14 protein-coding genes are annotated in these 16,703 nt (G+C 66.6%); 10 read left to right on the top strand and 4 right to left on the bottom strand.

Translation table 11 applies throughout. The annotated features are described in order from the left end of the window. The 5 genes from peaD to AzCIB_RS14650 are packed head-to-tail and all read left to right on the top strand — an operon-like array spanning position 1 to position 5,457. On the top strand, positions 1-1,089 hold the full coding sequence (peaD, locus tag AzCIB_RS14670) for a quinohemoprotein amine dehydrogenase subunit beta (RefSeq protein ID WP_050416580.1): 1,089 nt from the start codon (positions 1-3) through the stop codon (positions 1,087-1,089). Positions 1,090-1,099: 10 nt separating this feature from the next. After that, on the top strand, positions 1,100-2,818 hold the full coding sequence (locus AzCIB_RS14665; RefSeq protein ID WP_050416579.1) for an ABC transporter ATP-binding protein: 1,719 nt from the start codon (positions 1,100-1,102) through the stop codon (positions 2,816-2,818). Continuing rightward, positions 2,815-3,510 (top strand): subtilisin-like serine protease QhpE, encoded by a 696-nt coding sequence (gene qhpE / locus AzCIB_RS14660; protein ID WP_050416578.1) that lies wholly within the window; start codon positions 2,815-2,817, stop codon positions 3,508-3,510. The genes AzCIB_RS14665 and qhpE overlap by 4 nt, the downstream gene beginning before the upstream one ends. After that, positions 3,507-4,409 carry a hypothetical protein gene (locus AzCIB_RS14655; RefSeq protein WP_050416577.1) on the top strand — a complete coding sequence of 301 codons (903 nt, stop codon included), beginning with the start codon at positions 3,507-3,509 and terminating at the stop codon, positions 4,407-4,409. Before qhpE ends, AzCIB_RS14655 begins: the two co-directional genes overlap by 4 nt. A 1-nt stretch (position 4,410) precedes the next feature. Further along, the gene (locus AzCIB_RS14650) at positions 4,411-5,457 is read left to right on the top strand and encodes a U32 family peptidase (protein WP_050416576.1); all 1,047 of its coding nucleotides are present in this window, start codon (positions 4,411-4,413) and stop codon (positions 5,455-5,457) included. 754 nt (positions 5,458-6,211) lie between these two features. On the opposite strand, the gene aspA is transcribed toward AzCIB_RS14650, so the two are convergent. Further along, positions 6,212-7,630 carry an aspartate ammonia-lyase gene (aspA, locus tag AzCIB_RS14645; protein ID WP_050416575.1) on the bottom strand — a complete coding sequence of 473 codons (1,419 nt, stop codon included), beginning with the start codon at positions 7,628-7,630 and terminating at the stop codon, positions 6,212-6,214. Between the two features lie 162 nt (positions 7,631-7,792). Here aspA and AzCIB_RS14640 point away from each other — a divergent pair, with 162 nt between their 5' ends. Beyond that, a complete protein-coding gene (locus tag AzCIB_RS14640; RefSeq protein WP_050416574.1) occupies positions 7,793-8,704 on the top strand; it encodes a LysR family transcriptional regulator in 912 nt (303 codons plus the stop codon). 453 nt (positions 8,705-9,157) lie between these two features. Here the strand turns inward: AzCIB_RS14640 and AzCIB_RS14635 are convergent, their stop codons facing one another. Further along, the gene (locus tag AzCIB_RS14635) at positions 9,158-9,982 is read right to left on the bottom strand and encodes a hypothetical protein (protein ID WP_050416573.1); all 825 of its coding nucleotides are present in this window, start codon (positions 9,980-9,982) and stop codon (positions 9,158-9,160) included. Between the two features lie 194 nt (positions 9,983-10,176). Here AzCIB_RS14635 and AzCIB_RS14630 point away from each other — a divergent pair, with 194 nt between their 5' ends. From AzCIB_RS14630 to AzCIB_RS14615, 4 genes are all read left to right on the top strand, one after another. Further along, entirely contained in the window at positions 10,177-11,145 is a 969-nt protein-coding gene (locus tag AzCIB_RS14630; protein WP_050418383.1) for a 2-hydroxyacid dehydrogenase, read from the top strand. 10 nt (positions 11,146-11,155) lie between these two features. Next, the gene (locus AzCIB_RS14625; protein WP_050416572.1) at positions 11,156-11,395 is read left to right on the top strand and encodes a hypothetical protein; all 240 of its coding nucleotides are present in this window, start codon (positions 11,156-11,158) and stop codon (positions 11,393-11,395) included. An 84-nt stretch (positions 11,396-11,479) separates the two neighbouring features. Then, positions 11,480-12,895 (top strand): NYN domain-containing protein, encoded by a 1,416-nt coding sequence (locus tag AzCIB_RS14620; RefSeq protein WP_050416571.1) that lies wholly within the window; start codon positions 11,480-11,482, stop codon positions 12,893-12,895. Between the two features lie 139 nt (positions 12,896-13,034). Next, positions 13,035-15,254, top strand: coding sequence for a response regulator (locus AzCIB_RS14615; protein ID WP_050416570.1), 2,220 nt, complete (start codon positions 13,035-13,037; stop codon positions 15,252-15,254). Positions 15,255-15,261: 7 nt separating this feature from the next. Here AzCIB_RS14615 and AzCIB_RS14610 read toward each other — a convergent pair whose 3' ends face one another. Together AzCIB_RS14610 and AzCIB_RS14605 are read right to left on the bottom strand one after the other, a co-directional pair. Continuing rightward, entirely contained in the window at positions 15,262-15,600 is a 339-nt protein-coding gene (locus AzCIB_RS14610; RefSeq protein ID WP_050416569.1) for an Hpt domain-containing protein, read from the bottom strand. Further along, a complete protein-coding gene (locus tag AzCIB_RS14605; RefSeq protein ID WP_050416568.1) occupies positions 15,590-16,663 on the bottom strand; it encodes an HD domain-containing phosphohydrolase in 1,074 nt (357 codons plus the stop codon). The genes AzCIB_RS14610 and AzCIB_RS14605 overlap by 11 nt, the downstream gene beginning before the upstream one ends. Positions 16,664-16,703 lie beyond the last annotated feature (40 nt).

The following is a 16,703-nucleotide window of genomic DNA, read 5'->3' as shown; positions in this document are numbered from 1 at the left end:
ATGAGGACGCTACCCATCAAGAAGGCGCTCGTTGCCCTGTGCTGCGTTGCCGCCTCGCTGCCCGTGCTCGCGGCCGAATACCTGCTGACCGTCACGCGGCCCAACAACCTGCACATCGTCGATCCGGCCAAGCGCGCGATCGTCCGCACGATCAACCTGCCCGGCGACGGCATTCCCGGCGCGATCGCGGTGCCGAAGGACGGCAAGATCGCCTACGTGCTGACGAACCGCATGGAAAGCGTGGTCGGCGTCGATCTCGACACCGGCAAGCCGGTGTTCCGCGCCGATTTCTCCACGCCGCAGCGCCGCGTGAAGGCCTTCTTCGCGGTCGCGGTGAGCGAGGACGGCAAGGAGCTGTACGTGCATCAGGCGCCGGTGCAGCTCGGGCGCTCCGAGTACACGGTCGAAGACACCTACATCGCGGTCTTCGACACCGCCGACGGCATGACCGCCAAGCCGCGCCGCAGCTTCCCGGCGCCGCGCCGCATCAGCCTGATGGCCGCGACCGGCAAGCCCGACCACCTCATCGCGCTCGGCTGGGACATGTACCTCTTCAACACCAGGACCGGCAAGCTCGAGCAGACCTTCCCGGTGCGCCACTGGAACCGCCCCGGCATCGGCGAGCCGGACGTGCTCGCAATGTGGGGCACTTTCGAGCAGGCGCGTGCGCTGTCGACGCCATACTTCGTCGCGAAGACCGACGTCCCGCCCGACTCGCCCGAAGCCTTCAAGGCCGGCATCGCGGTATTCGACCTCGACGCCGAGACGCTTAAGGTGAAGGAGTTCGAGAACGCGACGACGGCGATGTTCTCGTCGGTCGTGAGCCCGGTCGCGCGCAACGAGGCCTTCCTCGTGATGAACCAGCTCACCAAGGTCGACACCGACACCGGCAAGCTCCTGAAGCGCAAGGATCTGGATCAGACCTACTATGCGATCAACATCTCGGGCGACGGCAAGGAGCTCTACGTCGGCGGCGCGCTCGACAAGATCGCGATCTACGACGCGGACAGCTTCGAGAAGAAGGGCGAGATCACGATGCCCGGCGGCGCCGACCAGTCGATCGGCTGGATGCGCGTGGTGAAGCGCTGAGGGCAGGGCGGTGATCGGGCTGCGCGCGGATCGTTCCCTGCCCCTGCAGGCCCTCGGCTGGGCGCTGCCGCTGGTGCGCGAACGTGCCGGGTCGGTCACGGGCGTCGTCGTCCTTTCCTGCATCGGCTCGGCCGCGGCGCTGCTGCCGCCCTACCTCATGCAACGCCTCGTCGACGAAGGCATCGTCGGCGGCAAGGTCGATCTCGTGCTGCAGCTCTGCGCGGCCTTCCTCGTCCTGATGCTCGGCGGCGTGCTCGTCGAGACGCTGTCCCGCCTCACCTACCTGAAGCTCTCCGCGCACGTCCTTTTCGGGCTGCGCGAGCAGGTGTGGCGGCACCTGCAAACGCTCGCGCCGACCTGGTACGCGCGCACCCGCGGCGGCGAGATCCTGTCGCGGCTGGACGGAGACGTCGCCGAGGTGCAGCGCTTCGCCCTCGACGCCCCGATGGCGCTGCTGAACGGCGCATTCTCGCTGGCGGTCGCGCTGGTGCTGATGCTGTCGCTGAGCCCGCTTCTCACCTCGCTCGTGTTCGCGCTCGTGCCGCTGCAGGTCGCGGCGCTAATGTTCTCGCGCCCCTGGTTGGAAAAGAGCACGCAGGCCTTGCGCAAGGAAAGCGCGGCGATGTCGAGTTTCTTCGTCGAATCGCTGCGCGCAATGAAGTTCATCCAGGCCTCCAATGCCGCGCGGCGCCAGGAAGCGGGCCTTCGCGCGCACCACGGCGACTACTTCGCCGCGCTGCGCCGCTCGCAACTCGCCTCGCTCGGCGCGGGGGGCCTGCAGCGCGTGCTGTCGGGCCTCGGCGTGCTGCTGGTGTTCGCCGTCGGCGGCTCGCTGGCGGCGGGCGGGGAGCTCTCGGTCGGCGTCGTCGTCGCCTTCATCGCCTACACGACGCGCGCCGCGGGGCCGTTGCAGACGCTGGCGGGCGTGTTCATGGGCTGGCAGCGCGCGAAGGTCAGCCTGCAGCGCATCCAGGAGCTCGCCGCCGAGCAGCCGACGGTGGCCTCCCCGGCGCAACCGGTCGCGCTCGTCCGCCCGGTGCGCGGCGAACTGCGGCTCGACGCCGTGCGCTTCGGCTATGGCGCCGAGGCAGTGCTCGAGGGCGCGACGCTTGACGTGCCGGCCGGCACCAAGCTCGCCCTCGTCGGCGCGTCCGGTGCGGGCAAGTCGACGCTGATCGACCTGCTGCAACGCCATTATGACCCGCAGGCCGGGCGGCTCCTCCTCGACGGCGTGCGCCTCGACCTGCTCGACCTCGTCGAGCTGCGCCGCGAGGTCGTCGTCGTCGATCAGGATCCGGTCCTGATGCCCGGCACGGTACGCGACAACCTGCGCTTCGTCGCCCCGGAGGCCGACGAGGCGGCGCTGCTGCGCGCGCTGGACCTCGCCGGCCTCGCGAACTTCGCCCACGCGGGCGGCCTCGACAAACCGGTCGGCGCGTCGGCGTCCGCGCTGTCGCGCGGCGAGCGCCTGCGCATCGCGCTCGCCCGCGCGATCCTGCAGGACCCGGCGGTGCTGATCCTCGACGAGACGACCTCCGGACTGGATCTCCCGGTCGCACAGGCGATCATCGCCGCGGTCGATCGCGTCTTCGCCGGCCGCACCCGCATCGTCATCACCCACAACCTTGTGTCCGTCGGCGCGGTCGATCGCGTCGTCGAGCTGCGTGACGGCCGGCTCGTCGAGCCCGAGCCGGCCCGGTCCGCCGCACCGCTGTTGAGGGTCGTATGAGCGTGACGGTCGGCATCATCGACGGCGGCTTCATCGGCGTACCCTCGCACGCACTGCATCGGGCGGCGAGCTTCATTCCCGCCGCCGACGGAAGCGTCGGTTGCGAGTCCGCAGGCGGTCGCCCGCTGCCGCACGGCGAAGCGGTGGCCGCGCTCGTGCTCGAGGCCGCACCCGCGGCCCGCCTCATCGACGCGCGCATCGCGTCGCACCGGCACGCACCGACGCCGGCCATGGTCGCCGCGGCGATCGAGTGGTGTGCGGACGAGGGCGCGCGGATCATCAACCTCAGCCTCGGCCTGCTCGAAGATCGTGCCGTGCTGAGCGACGCTTGCGAGCGCGCCATCGCCCGCAGCGTCGTGCTCGTCGCGGCTGCCCCCGCGCGCGGCACGCCAGTCTTCCCCGCGGCGTATCCCGGCGTGCTCGCCGTCAGCGGCGATGCGCGCTGCGCGCCCGGACAGTGGTCGCTGCTCAAGGGCGAGACGTCAGGCGCTGCGGACTGGGGCTGTTCCCCTGCCGGACCGGGGAAAACGGCCGGCGGCGCGAGCATGGCGACGGCGCGCTTCACCGGAATCCTCGCCCGTCATCTCATGCAATACCCCGCCGCGGACCCGCAAGGGCTCGCGGATCACCTCGCCGCCCGCGCAAGCTGGCAGGGGCGGGAACACAAGAGAATCGCGGAGATCGATTCATGACAAGCACACCGCACACTCCCGCGCCCGACAGCGGCGCGCGTCCGATCGAACTCGGCTTTGCGCTGGTCGACGAACGCGAACTGGCCGCCTTCGCGCGGCACGATCGCCTCACGCGCGACGACTACCTCGACCAACTCGGCGAAGCGCGCGACTGCGTCACGCTGCCCGACGACGCCGAACCCACGCACTTCTTCCTCGGCAGCGAGTTCTGCGAACACCTGCTCCCGAGCGTCGAATCCATCGACCGCGCCGTGGCGCTGTGCGAGCGCTGGGGCCTCGCCTTCGGCCTTGTCACGCCGATCGCCTGCGACGGCCTGTTCGACCCGCTGCGCGCCGCGCTCGCGCGCCTGCCAGCGGGCTCCGAAGTCACCATCAACGACTGGGGCGTCGCGCGCCTCGTGCAGCGCGAGTTCCCGGCGCTGCGCCCGGTCGCCGGACGCCTCCTCGGCAAGATGCTGAAGGATCCGCGCCTGCCCTCGGCGACCTGGGCGCGCATGTATCCGAACGGCCTGCGCGCCGGCCCCTTCCGAGACATCCTCGACGGCCTCGGCATCGGACGCCTGGAACTCGACTTCCCACCCTTCGGCGCCGCCGACATGTACGCCGGCATCGATTTCCCGGTCGGCGTGCGCGCGCCGTACGGCTACATCGCCAAGGGCCGCATCTGCAAGCTCGGCTCGCTGTCGCTCGACACACCGGAGAAGTTCTCGCCCGGTCACAAGTGCCGCCGCGAATGCCTCGGATTTAACGAAGTTGGCGCACGACCCGGCACCCACGAACTCCACACCTCGCAGCGCGGTAACACCATGTACTACCGTCACGCGAAAGGCATGGCCACCGCGGTCGCCGAGGCCGTGAACAACGGCTGGGTCAGCCGCATCGTCCTCTCGGGAGCCTGACATGAAAATCACCGCCCCCATCAGCACCCCCGCCGAAGTCGAACCGCTCGTGCGCGCCGGCGCCCGCGAGCTCTACTGCGGCGTCGTACCGCCCGACTGGATCCAGCGCTTCAACACCTCCGGCGTCAATCGCCGCGTCTTCGGCAACCTCAACGGCTACGCGGACCTCGAACGTGTCGTCGACAAGGCCATGTCGCTCGACGCCGAAGTCTTCCTCGTCCTCAACGCGCAGCAGTACGGCGAACAGCACCTCGACGCGCTCACCGAGATCGCCGCCCGTTTCCGCAGCATCGGCGGCAAGGCCGCCATCGTCGCCGACATCTCGCTGATCGCCTCGCTCGCCGCCAACGTGCCGGACCTCGACATCCACGTCAGTTCCGTCGCCACCTGTCGCAACGTCGAATCCGCACGCTTCTTCGCCGCGCTCGGCGCCAAGCGCATCATCCTGCCGCGCGACGTCACGGTCGCAGAGATCGCCGCGATCACACAGGCGCTGCCCGAACTTGACGTCGAAGCCTTCGTCCTCAACGACGGCTGCGTGTTCGAGGAAGGCGCCTGCCACACCGTCCATCTGCCGATGAACAAGGGCGGCCCCATCTGCATCGACAACTACCAGTTCGAGTATCAGGCCACCGGTGGCGGACAGCCGCAGGAGCGCGCGCTGCGACGCCTCGAACAGAACGACCTCGATTACAAGCGCTGGCTCTGGTACCGCTTCGGCAACGGCTTCTCGGTTGCACCCAATGGCTATCCGTGGGGACCCTGCGGCATCTGCGCGATGCCGGCGATGCATGCGGCGGGTGTGCACTCGGTGAAGATCGCTGGCCGCGAGGGGGCGAGCGAACGCAAGATCAAGAGCGTCGAGCTTGTCGCCCGCGTGCTGGAGCGGATCGAGGCGGGCGAGCCGGAGCACGAGGTGCGCGACTTCGCCGTCGGCCTGCGCGACGCGCCGAGCCACTGCGCCAGCGGCTACATGTGCTACTACCCCGAGGTGAGGTGCCCGCAGGCAACCAGTGATGCCGAAGGAAAGGCCCTGACGGCCGCCTGAAGCGGTCGGCCGGTCCGAAAAAAAGCCCGAGCTCTGGAGGGGCTCGGGCTTGAATCCACACCAAAGGAGGAAAGGGTGGAGGAGACAGTTGAAATACTAAACAAAATAGGTGTGTAGTTCAATAATAAGCCTGTGAGATGTTCTCATGCGGTGATTTACGGGACAAATGACCGACCCCGCAAGTCGTTGATCAGGCCTGTCGACGCCGATCGACCGGCGAAAAAGAAAAAGCCCGGACGTTTGACGGTCCGGGCTTAAATCCACACCAAAGGAGGAGGGTGGAGGAGACGGTTCAAATATTAACGAACCGGCTTGTGCGTCGCAATAAATTTGTACGACAAATTTTTTTATCGCACGATCAGGCACGCGAATGCTCAGTAGCGACGGCCACGCTCCCGGGCAGTCAGCGGACCGAACGCACGTGGGGCCGCCGAACTTGGCGCGCGATGTTCCGGGGACGGTGTTTGGCGATCGTGTTCCAGCCGTGCTTGCCGAAAATCCGGGGCCGGAAAAGAAAAAGCCCGAGCTCGGTTGCGGGCTCGGGCTAAATCCACACCAAAGGAGGAGGGTGGAGGAGACGGTTCAAATACTAGCGAACCGGCTTGTGCGACGCAATAATAATGCGCAATAAATTTTTCTATTCGACGATCAGATCTTCGTATGGCTGCGCAGTGGCTGGGATTTTACGTCGTGTCTTATACAAGACTTGTATTGTGCAGTGCGGTATCAATCGTCTTGCGGGTGTGTCGTCGGCTCAGGCCAGCCCGACCAGCGCGCGCGGCTGCGTGAGCACTTCGGGCCTCAGGATCTCGTCGAGCTGAGCCCGCGTGAGCAGCCCCTTGTCGAGCACCAGTTCATACACGCTGTACCCGCCGACCAGCGCCTCCTGCGCGATGCCGGTCGCGTTGGCGTAGCCGATGTAGGGGTTCAGCGCGGTCACGAGGCCGATCGAATTCTCGACGCTCCTGCGGAGGAACTCGCGATTCACGGTGATGCCCCTGACGCAGCGCTCGGCCAGCGTCAGGCAGCCCGCGCGCAGATGGGTGACGCTCTTGAACAGGCTGTGGGCGATGATCGGCTCGAAGGCGTTCAGCTGCAGCTGGCCGGCTTCCGCGGCGAAGGAGATCGTCAGGTCGTTGCCGATCACCTCGTAGGCGATCTGGTTCACGACTTCCGGAATCACCGGATTCACCTTGCCCGGCATGATCGACGAGCCGGCCTGGCGTGCCGGCAGGTTGATCTCGCCGAAACCCGCGCGCGGCCCCGAAGACAGCAGGCGCAGATCGTTGCACACCTTGGAGAGCTTCACCGCCACGCGCTTGAGCACGCCCGACAGCTGCACGAAGCTGCCGCAGTCCTGCGTCGCCTCGACCAGGTTCGGCGCGGTCAGCACCGGGATGCCGGTGATCTCCGCGAGGTGGCCGCGCACCAGAGCAGCGTAGTCGGGGTGGGCGTTGATGCCGGTGCCGATCGCGGTGGCGCCGAGGTTGATCTCGCAGATCAGCAGCACCGCCTCCTTCAGCCGCTCGATGTCCTCGCCGAGCATCACGACGTAGGTCGAGAACTCCTGGCCGACCGTCATCGGCACCGCGTCCTGCAGCTGGGTGCGCCCCATCTTCAGCACGTCGGCGAATTCGACCGCCTTCTCGTGGAACGCGTCGCGCAGCACCTCCATCGCCTCGATCAGGCTCAGGATGCCTTCGTAGCCGGCGAGCTTCAGCGCCGTCGGATAGACGTCGTTGGTGCTCTGGCTCATGTTCACGTGCTCGTTCGGGTGCAGACGGGCGTAGTCGCCCTTCGCGTGTCCCAGCAGTTCCAGCGCACGGTTCGCGATCACCTCGTTCGCGTTCATGTTGGTCGAGGTCCCGGCGCCGCCCTGGATCACGTCCACGACGAAGTGCTCGTGCAGCGCCCCGGCACGGATCTCCTCGCAGGCGCGGACGATCGCGTCGGTGCGCTCGGCATCCAGCAGGCGGAGTTCGCGGTTGGTCAGTGCGGCGGCCTGCTTGATCGCGGCGAGCGCGCGCACGAGGTCGGGATAGATCGAAATCGGCGTGCCGGTGATCGGGAAATTCTCGACCGCGCGCAGCGTATGGACCCCGTAGTAGGCGTCGGCGGGCAGGGAGCGATCTCCCAGGAGATCGTGTTCGATGCGTTCTGTTGTCTGCGACATGTTTCCTCCGATGTGTGGTGCGACGCATGGATGCTACGGACGCACAAAGGATTGCGTGTCGCGCCATGCAAAAAACGCATAACATTCCCAAGGAACCCGAATAGGGGGCGCGCGGTGGCGACTCGCGGATGCCGCCGGACGAACACCGCAGGAGCGTGGAACATGCAGATAAAGTGGATCGAGGACTTCCTGACGCTCACCGACGCACGCGCGTTCTCGCGCGCCGCCGAACGCCGCAACGTCTCCCAGCCGACCTTCAGCCGCCACATCCAGGCGCTGGAAGACTGGCTCGGCGTCGAACTGATCGATCGCCGCGCGCAGGGCGTGCACCTCACGGCCGCAGGCCGGATCTTCCGCGGCTTTGCGGCGGACATCCTGCGGCGTACCTACGACATGCGCACCGTGCTGCGCGGGCAGTCGCCCGGAAACGTCGATACCGTGCGTTTCTCGGTCGCGCACACGCTGTCGCTCACCTTCTTCCCGCGCTGGCTTGGGCAGCTCAAGGAAGCGCTGGGCAACGTCGTCGCGCGCGTCGGTGCGGTGAATGTGCCGGAAGGAGCGAGCGCGCTGATCGAAGGCGCCACCGATCTCCTCATCGCCTATCACCATCCGCAGCTGCCGATGCTGCTCGACCCGGTGCGTTTTCCCTACATCGCGCTCGCCACCGACCGCATGCTGCCCCTGTCGGCGCCGCGCGCGGACGGCCGGCCGCGCTACAAGCTGCCCGGGCGGGCCGAGGCGGTCGTGCCCTTTCTCGCGTACTCGTCAGGCACCTACCTCGGGCACGTTGTCGAGATGATCCTGCTCGGCGCGAACGAGCGCTGCCATTTCGACCGCTCGTTCGACACCCACATGTCGGAGGCGCTGAAGGCGATGGTGCTCGAAGGGCACGGGCTCGGCTGGCTGCCCGAGAGTTGCGTGGGCCGCGAACTCACGGAAGGGCGCCTGGTGGAGGCCGGTCCCGCGCAGTGGAGCTGCTCGCTGGAGGTCCGCCTGCATCGTGCTGCGGACAACAGCAACCCCATGGTGGACAAGATCTGGGCCCTGCTGAATGCGCCGCAGCGAACGGCCTGAGGCGACCTGAGGCCACTGCGGGCGCAGAAAAAGAAAAAGCCCGAGCGGTTGAGGCTCGGGCTTAAATCCACACCAAAGGAGGAGGGTGGAGGAGACGGTTCAAAGCATACGGTACCGTATGTTGCGACGCAATAAGTTTGCCGTACAAATGTTTTTATCGGGCGATCAGAATTCCCTATGCAGTGCCGGCGCAACGCATCCGGGGCGCGAAATCGCCGAGGGACGCCGGAAAAGAAAAAAGCCCGAGCGCGTTTGCGGGCTCGGGCTAAATCCACACCAAAGGAGGAGGGTGGAGGAGACGGTTCAGACTCTATTGGAAGAGCTTGTGCGATGCAACATGTTCCACTCCAAAATATTTTTATATCCTGATCACTGCGTTAAATAGACAATAATAATCATTGCGTTGCGCTGGAAGTGCGATGCTCTGGGTATGTTGCGCTGCCATGTCGCCGATCAGCGCAGCAGCGATGAGACGAGCGAGAATTCATTGAGCGCGGCTACGACGCGCGCCTGGGATTCCGGTCCGCCGTTGCCGAGCGAGGCGAGGGTGAGGAGGTCGTTGAGGTTCTGGAAGCCGCTTTGCGAGGCATCGTTGCTGCCGTCGAACAGGCCGAGCGTCAACTGCAGGGACGAGAACTGGAGCTGTGCCGCGAGCAGCGAGGTCGTGCCGTCGCTCGACGCCGTAAACTCCGTCGCCAGTGTGGCGAATGCGTCGGCCGCCCGCGCGAGCAGGGAGAAGCTGCCTTCGGGATCGGCCTCGAAGGCAGAGCGCAGCGCCTCCATGTCGATGCTCAGGCCGCCCCCGACGCCGGGAAGCAGCGATGGCCGCAATTCGATCCCGAGGTCGGACAACTGCGTGAATGCCGATTCGCCGTTGTCGAAAGCCTCGTCTACACGTGCCTGCAGATCCCCGGACAGTTGCGCCGCGGGTGAGGAAGCCGGGACGGTGCCGAACGGGAAGTTCAGTTCGCCGAGGCTGCCCTGCAGGTTGTTGAAGCTGTCCACGAAATACTGCGTTTCCGCCGCCAGACTACCGAAGTCGGTGCCGAAATTTTGCCCGATACCGCTGTTCGACGATCCGGGGCGCAGCACGGAGAGGCGGTTTTCGAAGTTCGCGACGGCAGACAGGAGCTGGCCGAAACTCGAGAGATCGACGATCGTCGAAGAGCCCGAGAACAGCGACAAACTGGCCGCCGTCGCGGCGAAATTCGTCGAAACGGGACGAAGGGCGCTCGTGCCGGAGAGGCCGAGCGGCGAGATCGGGGGCAGGATGCTCAAGTGGCGGACTCCCGTGCGCTGCGGCGATCCGCAGTGGATCGCATCCTTTGGAGTGCTCGTGCGGGTCGGAGGTTTCCCGCGAGTGCTCGCATGGGGACGAAAGACCGTGTCGTTGGGGTTGAGCCCGATCCCCTTGGACGCGACCTGCGGGTATCGTTCCGAGATCACAGCGAACAACGCGCAGGATGAACAACATGACCCGACCCCGACTCATCGTTACCCGCCGCTGGCCCGCCGAGGTCGAGCGCGCGCTCGCCGAGCGCTTCGACGTGCGCCTCAATGCCGACGATCACCCTTTCACGCGCGAAGAGATGCGCACGGCGCTGGCCTCGTGCGACGCGCTGCTCGCCACCGTGTCCGACCGCATCGACGCCGACGCGCTCGGCACGGCCCCGAGCGCCAGGCTGATCGCCAACTACGGCGTCGGCTACAGCCACATCGACATCGACACCGCCAGGGCCCGCGGGATCGCGGTGACGAACACCCCCGACGTCCTCACCGACTGCACCGCCGACCTCGCGATCACGCTGATGCTGATGGTCGCCCGGCGTGCGGGGGAGGGCGAACGCGAAGTGCGCAGCGGCAACTGGACCGGCTGGCGCCCGACGCACATGATCGGCGCGAAGGTGAGCGGCAAGACGCTCGGCCTCATCGGCATGGGCCGCATCGCCCGTGCGGTCGCGATGCGCGCGCAGCACGGCTTCGGCATGAAGATCGTGTTCTTCAACCGCAGCCGCGTGGCGGCGGAAACGCTCGCGGGGCTCGACGCGCGGCAGTGCGACTCGGTCGAGGAAGTCCTGGTCGAGGCGGATTTCGTCTCCCTGCATTGCCCGGGCGGCGCGGCGACGCGCCACCTGATCAACCGCGAACGCCTCGCGCTGATGGGCCACGACGCCTTCCTGATCAACACCGCGCGCGGCGAAGTGGTCGATGAGGCCGCTCTGGTCGATGCGCTGCGCAACGGCATGATCGCCGGCGCCGGGCTGGACGTGTTCGAAGCCGAGCCCAAGGTCAGCGAGGGCCTGCTCACACTCGAAAACGTCATCCTTTTGCCGCACCTCGGCAGCGCCACGCGCGAGACGCGCGTCGGCATGGGGATGCGCGTGCTCGAGAATGTCGAGGCCTTCTTTGCCGGCTGCACGCCCCCCGACCGTGTCGTCTAAAGGGGCGGCCGTGAAGCTCTCCCGCCTGTTCCTGCCGCGCAATCCGGCCTTCTGGGTGATGATCGCGTTCAACGTCCTGTCGTCGGTGTTCGCGTGGATCCTGCGCACTTATCCCCTCAACACCCTCGGCCTTGCCGTGGTCGCTGGCCTCGCCCTCGCGAACGCGCTGCTCGGAATGTGGTTTGCATGGCGGCTGGTGCGCGAGGATGGCGACAGCGGCGGCAAGGGTGGCGCGGGCCGCGGCATGTGACGTGCATCGCCGCTGCAGGAATCGCTATCATGTGCGCCTTATGCGGTCCCCGCGCCCGCGCCCGATACACCACCGGAGAACCTTATGGCTTCAGCCCATGACAACGTCAGCATGGCGGTGTTCTGCGATTTCGAAAACGTCGCGCTCGGCGTGCGCGACGCGAAATACGAAAAATTCGACATCAAGCCGGTGCTCGAACGCCTGCTGCTCAAGGGCAGCATCGTCGTCAAGAAAGCCTACTGCGACTGGGAGCGCTACAAGGGCTTCAAGGCCGTGATGCACGAGGCCAACTTCGAGCTGATCGAGATCCCGCACGTACGCCAGTCGGGCAAGAACTCCGCCGATATCCGCCTCGTCGTCGATGCGCTCGACCTGTGCTACACGAAATCGCACGTCGACACCTTCGTCATCATCAGCGGCGACTCCGATTTCTCCCCGCTGGTGTCCAAGCTGCGCGAGAACGCCAAGCAGGTCATCGGCGTCGGCGTGAAGCAATCGACCTCCGACCTGCTGATCGCCAACTGCGACGAATTCATCTTCTACGACGACCTCGTGCGCGAGAGCCAGCGCGCGGCCAAGCGCGAAACGCGCGAAACCCAGCCTACGACGAAGCGTTCGCCCGAAGAGGAAAAGCACCGCAAGGATGAGGTCGAGGCGCGCAAGCGCAAGGCCATCAACATCGCCGTCGAGACCTTCGACGCGCTGGTGGCCGAACGCGGCGACAGCGGCGTCCGCATCTGGGCGTCGATGCTGAAGGAGGCCATCAAGCGCCGCAAGCCCGACTTCAACGAGTCGTACTACGGCTTCCGCGCCTTCGGCAACCTGCTCGAGGAAGCCCAGGCGCGCGGCCTGCTCGAGTTCGGCCGCGACGAGAAATCGGGCGCCTATGTCTATCGCGGCAACCGCGCGGCAGCGGCGGAAGGGGGCGCCGAGGCGTCCGCGGCCATGGAGCAGGGGGCCGCATTCGAGGCCGTGCCCGCAGGCGGAGAACCGGCGCATGCCGAATCCGCGTCCGCGACGGCGGAGGAACGCCCGGCGGGCGAAGAGCCTTCGGGCCGGCACGAATCCCGCCGCAAGCGTGGCGGACGCAAGACCGCCGGCAAGAAGGCCGAAAGCGCGGCCGAAGGAGCCAGGGCGGAGGCGCCGAAGGCAGTCGAGGCGGAATCCTCGGCAAGCGTGCCGGCACAGCCCGAGTCGCAGATTGTGATCAGTCCCGCGCCTGTAAGCGCTGCACCGGAAGCGGAGCAGACCGAAGTGTCGCCAGCAGAGGTTGCCAAGGTGGGCGCGCGTCGTTCGCGTCGCGGCAAGACCTCGGCCGCGAAGACCGAGCCTGCGAAGCCGGAAGCAGCAAGTCCGGACGCGGCGCAACCTGCTACGGCTGCGGCCGAGCCGGCGCCCGCGAAAGAGATCGCCACCGGGGACGAGGGCGCGGCCAAGCCAGCCCGCAAGACCGCGCCTCGCGGCCGCCGACCGCGCAAGACCGAGCCGCAGCAGAACTAGTGGTCTGAGTCGTATCCGCGCCGCGGCCCGGGCGCGGTATTTCTGCACACGATAGCGGGGCCGGCGCTAATACAATCGGCATCACCCCGCTGGCGACCGGCGGGGTCACCTGTTCGTTGCGCAGAGGCTGACCATACCGATGACATCTGCTCTTCTGAACCGCCAGATTGCCGCCGCATTTGGCGCCAGCGAGGAGGCCCCCCTCAAGGGCGTGCTGGATGCGCTGCAGTCGGCCGGTCTTTCCGACCTTGCGGCGAACTTCGTCAACCTGTTGGTCGAGATCGAGGATACCTACAATCGGCACGCCGAGGTCGAACGGCGGGCCGAGAAGGCGCGGCGTCTCGTGGATTGCCTCGACCTGACCGGCGACGTGCTGTGCGAGTGGGATCTCGTCTCGCGCAAGATCAAGCAATCGTCGGCCTGGCAGAGGCGTTTCGGCATCATCGACGGAGCACCGGTGCGCTGCATCGAGGACTGGCACGCCTGGATCCTCCCGGACGATCGCACCATGGTGGGCGAGCGGCTCAACACCGTGCTGCAGCGGCGAGCACCGCTGATGGAGATCGAGCACCGCATGCTGGATCAGGACGACGGGTGGCGCTGGTGGCTTCTGCGCTGCCGCGTCACAGCGCGGGATGGCGAAGGCAAGCCCACGCGGCTTCTCGTCCTGCACCGCGACATCACCGAGCAGAAGCGGTCGGAGGCAGCCCTCCTGCGCGCGAAGGAGGAGGCTGAAACGGCCAACCGCGCGCGTGGAGCCTTTCTCGCGAACATGAGTCACGAGATCCGCACGCCGATGAATGCGGTCGTCGGCATGACCGAGCTCGTGCTCGATACGGCACTCGACGACGTGCAGCGCGGCTATCTGGAGACCGTCAAATCGTCCGCCGACGCCCTGCTCACGATCATCGACGACGTCCTGGACCTCTCCAAGATCGAAGCCGGCCGTCTCGAACTCGAATCCGTCGTGTTTCCGCTGCGCAATGTCCTGGGCGACACCATCCGCGGGCTCGCGGTTTCGGCCCATCGCAAGGGGCTGGAGATGCTGCTCGACGTCGCGCCCGACGTTCCCGATCGGCTGTACGGCGACCCGACGCGCTTGCGCCAGATTCTCTCCAATCTCGTCGGCAATGCGATCAAGTTTACCGAACGGGGTGAAGTCGCCGTGGAAGTCAGCAAGCTGCGGCACAGCGGCATGTCCCTTTACCTGCAGTTCGTCGTCCGCGACACCGGCGTCGGTATCGCGCCGGAACTCCACGAACAGATCTTCGACGCCTTCATGCAGGGCGACCCGTCTACGGCGCGGCGCTTCGGTGGCACGGGCCTCGGCCTCGCGATCACGAACCGGCTCGTCAAGCTGATGGACGGCCAGATTTGGCTCGAAAGCGAGCCGGGCGGGGGCAGCACCTTCTACTTCACGTCCCGTGTGGCCGCCGATCCCAATGCTGCCGCACCGTCGTTCGAGCTGCCCGCATGGCTGAAAGGCCGCACGGCACTGGTCATCGACGATTGTCCCCACGCCCTCGCGCTCATCGCACGCATGCTGCAGCGGCTCGGGCTGGAGGTCGACACGACCGACGATGTGGCCCGCGTCCCGTCCCTCGTTGCCGAGCGCGCCAGTGCGGGTCGTCCGTACGACATCCTCCTTGCCGATGGCGGCATGCCGCCGCCGGGCGGGCTCGCGCTCGCACAGGCGTTCGACAACGTCCTGTTGTTGCTGGCAAACCACGCACAGCGACAGGAACTCGCACGCAGCGGCGCGGTGCCGTCGCGAACCCATCTCGTCAAGCCGGTGTTCGAGGACAACCTGTTCGACGCCCTGCGCGCGGCATTCGACGTCGCGGACCTGCAGCGGCTGGAACTGGAGCGGTTCGCCGTCGATGAAGCCGCGGCGATGGCGCTCGATGCGTCCGACGCGCTCAATGTACTGCTGGTCGAGGACACGCCCGTCAACCAGACACTTGCCGTGCAGTTGCTGACCAGGGCAGGGCACCGAGTCACCGTTGCGAACAACGGAGCCGAGGCGCTCGACTGGTTCGAGCAGCAGCCGTTCGACCTCATCCTGATGGACCTGCAGATGCCACTCATCGACGGCATGGAAGCCACCGGGAAGATCCGCGCACGCGAAGCAAGCCGGAGCTGGGCCGTCGGCGAGGGCCAGCGGCAGTGCTACATCGCTGCAATGACTGCCCACGCGATGCACGGAGACCGCGAACGCTGCCTTGCCGCCGGAATGGACGACTACATCTCCAAACCCATCCGCCGCCAGGCGTTGAGTGAATTGCTCAAGCGCGCGATCGAGCATCGCAGAGCACCCAAGGGTGACCTGAGCGTCCTGCTGCAGAACTGGACAGGCTGAGGCGCCCCTACAAGGCCTGCAGCTCTGCGCGCAATCGGGCGAGGAGTCGATCGACCTCGTCCAGCCGCCCGATTGCCGACGTGTAGTCGTTCGTCCTCGCCGCTTCCTCCAAGGCTCCCACGGCACGAATCAGCGCTGCGGCACCAAAGTTTTCCGCCGACCCCTTGAGACTGTGGCCGGCCCGGATCACCATCGGAACGTCGCGGTCGGCGAGGGCGGTGCGAAGGTCGGCAAGCAGGCGCGGCGCATCCTCGACGAAGGTCGCGGCAACGACCCGCAGGATCTCGACATCGTTGCCGAGGTTGTCTAGCGTCGAACGAAGGTCGAACAGCGGTTCACTTTTCATTGTCCGGTTCCGGGGCCGCGGAAGTTTCTTCCTCGTCCTCGAAGCGCTCGCGGATCTCGAGCACCTCGTTCCAGACGGCGAGGAAGGCATCCACGCACACGGGGTCGAAATGCGCACCCCGGTTCTCGCACAGATAGTCGCGCGCCTCGTCGAGCGACCACGCGCGCTTGTACGGGCGCGCCGAGGTCAGCGCGTCGAACACGTCGGCCACCGCGACGATCCTGCCTTCGACAGGGATTGCATCCCTGGCGAGGCCCCGGGGGTAGCCCGAGCCGTCGAACTTCTCGTGGTGATGCAGCGCGATCGAGGCGGCCATCTGGATCGCATGCGAGCTGCTTTCGCGCAGGATCTCGTACCCGATCTGCGTGTGCTGCTTCATGATCTCGAACTCTTCCGGGCTGTGCCGGCCGGGTTTGAGCAGGATGTGGTCGGGGGTTCCGAGCTTGCCCACGTCATGCATCGGTGCCGCATGCAGCAGCATGTCGGCGAAATCCGGCGGAAGGCCCATCTGCGCCGCAATGAGCTGCGCATAATGGGCCATGCGCAGGATGTGGGTGCCCGTCTCCGGATCGCGGCACTCCGCCGCGCGTGCCAGCCGCACGATGGTCTCGCGCTCCCGGTCGTGAATCTCCGCGACGGCGCGCCGTACTTCCTCGGCCAGCCACGTTGCGCGGTCGGCCAGGGCCCGCTGGCTGCGCCGCAGCGCGAGCATGTTCCTGACGCGCGCAAGGAACTCCATGCGGTCGACGGGTTTGTTGAGGAAATCCACGCCGCCTTCGTCGAGTGCCGCGTACCGGACGCTCTTCTCATGGTCCGCGGTCACCATCAGGATCGGCAAACTGTCGTGCCGCGGTTCGCGCCGTACGTGGCGGATGAACTCCAGGCCGTCGAGTTTCGGCATCAGGTAATCGACGATGACCAGGTCGGGGTCGTTCTCGAGACACCAGTCGAGCCCTGAGCCCGAATCCGCGAAAGGGATGGGCTGGCAGCCGTCCAGTCGCTCGATGAGCATGCGCATCAACTCGAGGTTGGTCGGGGTGTCGTCGACAATGACGACGTTCATGGCGGGATCCTGGGTGGAGTGGCGTTGCGATGAGCCCGAA

It is taken from the genome of Azoarcus sp. CIB, from assembly GCF_001190925.1.
GTDB lineage: Bacteria > Pseudomonadota > Gammaproteobacteria > Burkholderiales > Rhodocyclaceae > Aromatoleum.
This window is presented reverse-complemented; position numbering and strand designations above follow the sequence as displayed.

Coding starts and splice junctions, on each gene's coding strand:
- peaD (WP_050416580.1), top strand. CDS start 1: ATGAGGACGCTACCCATCAAGAAGGCGCTCGTTGCCCTGTGCTGCGTT.
- qhpE (WP_050416578.1), top strand. CDS start 2,815: ATGAGCGTGACGGTCGGCATCATCGACGGCGGCTTCATCGGCGTACCC.
- AzCIB_RS14655 (WP_050416577.1), top strand. CDS start 3,507: ATGACAAGCACACCGCACACTCCCGCGCCCGACAGCGGCGCGCGTCCG.
- AzCIB_RS14650 (WP_050416576.1), top strand. CDS start 4,411: ATGAAAATCACCGCCCCCATCAGCACCCCCGCCGAAGTCGAACCGCTC.
- aspA (WP_050416575.1), bottom strand. CDS start 7,630: ATGTCGCAGACAACAGAACGCATCGAACACGATCTCCTGGGAGATCGC.
- AzCIB_RS14640 (WP_050416574.1), top strand. CDS start 7,793: ATGCAGATAAAGTGGATCGAGGACTTCCTGACGCTCACCGACGCACGC.
- AzCIB_RS14630 (WP_050418383.1), top strand. CDS start 10,177: ATGACCCGACCCCGACTCATCGTTACCCGCCGCTGGCCCGCCGAGGTC.
- AzCIB_RS14620 (WP_050416571.1), top strand. CDS start 11,480: ATGGCTTCAGCCCATGACAACGTCAGCATGGCGGTGTTCTGCGATTTC.
- AzCIB_RS14615 (WP_050416570.1), top strand. CDS start 13,035: ATGACATCTGCTCTTCTGAACCGCCAGATTGCCGCCGCATTTGGCGCC.
- AzCIB_RS14610 (WP_050416569.1), bottom strand. CDS start 15,600: ATGAAAAGTGAACCGCTGTTCGACCTTCGTTCGACGCTAGACAACCTC.
- AzCIB_RS14605 (WP_050416568.1), bottom strand. CDS start 16,663: ATGAACGTCGTCATTGTCGACGACACCCCGACCAACCTCGAGTTGATG.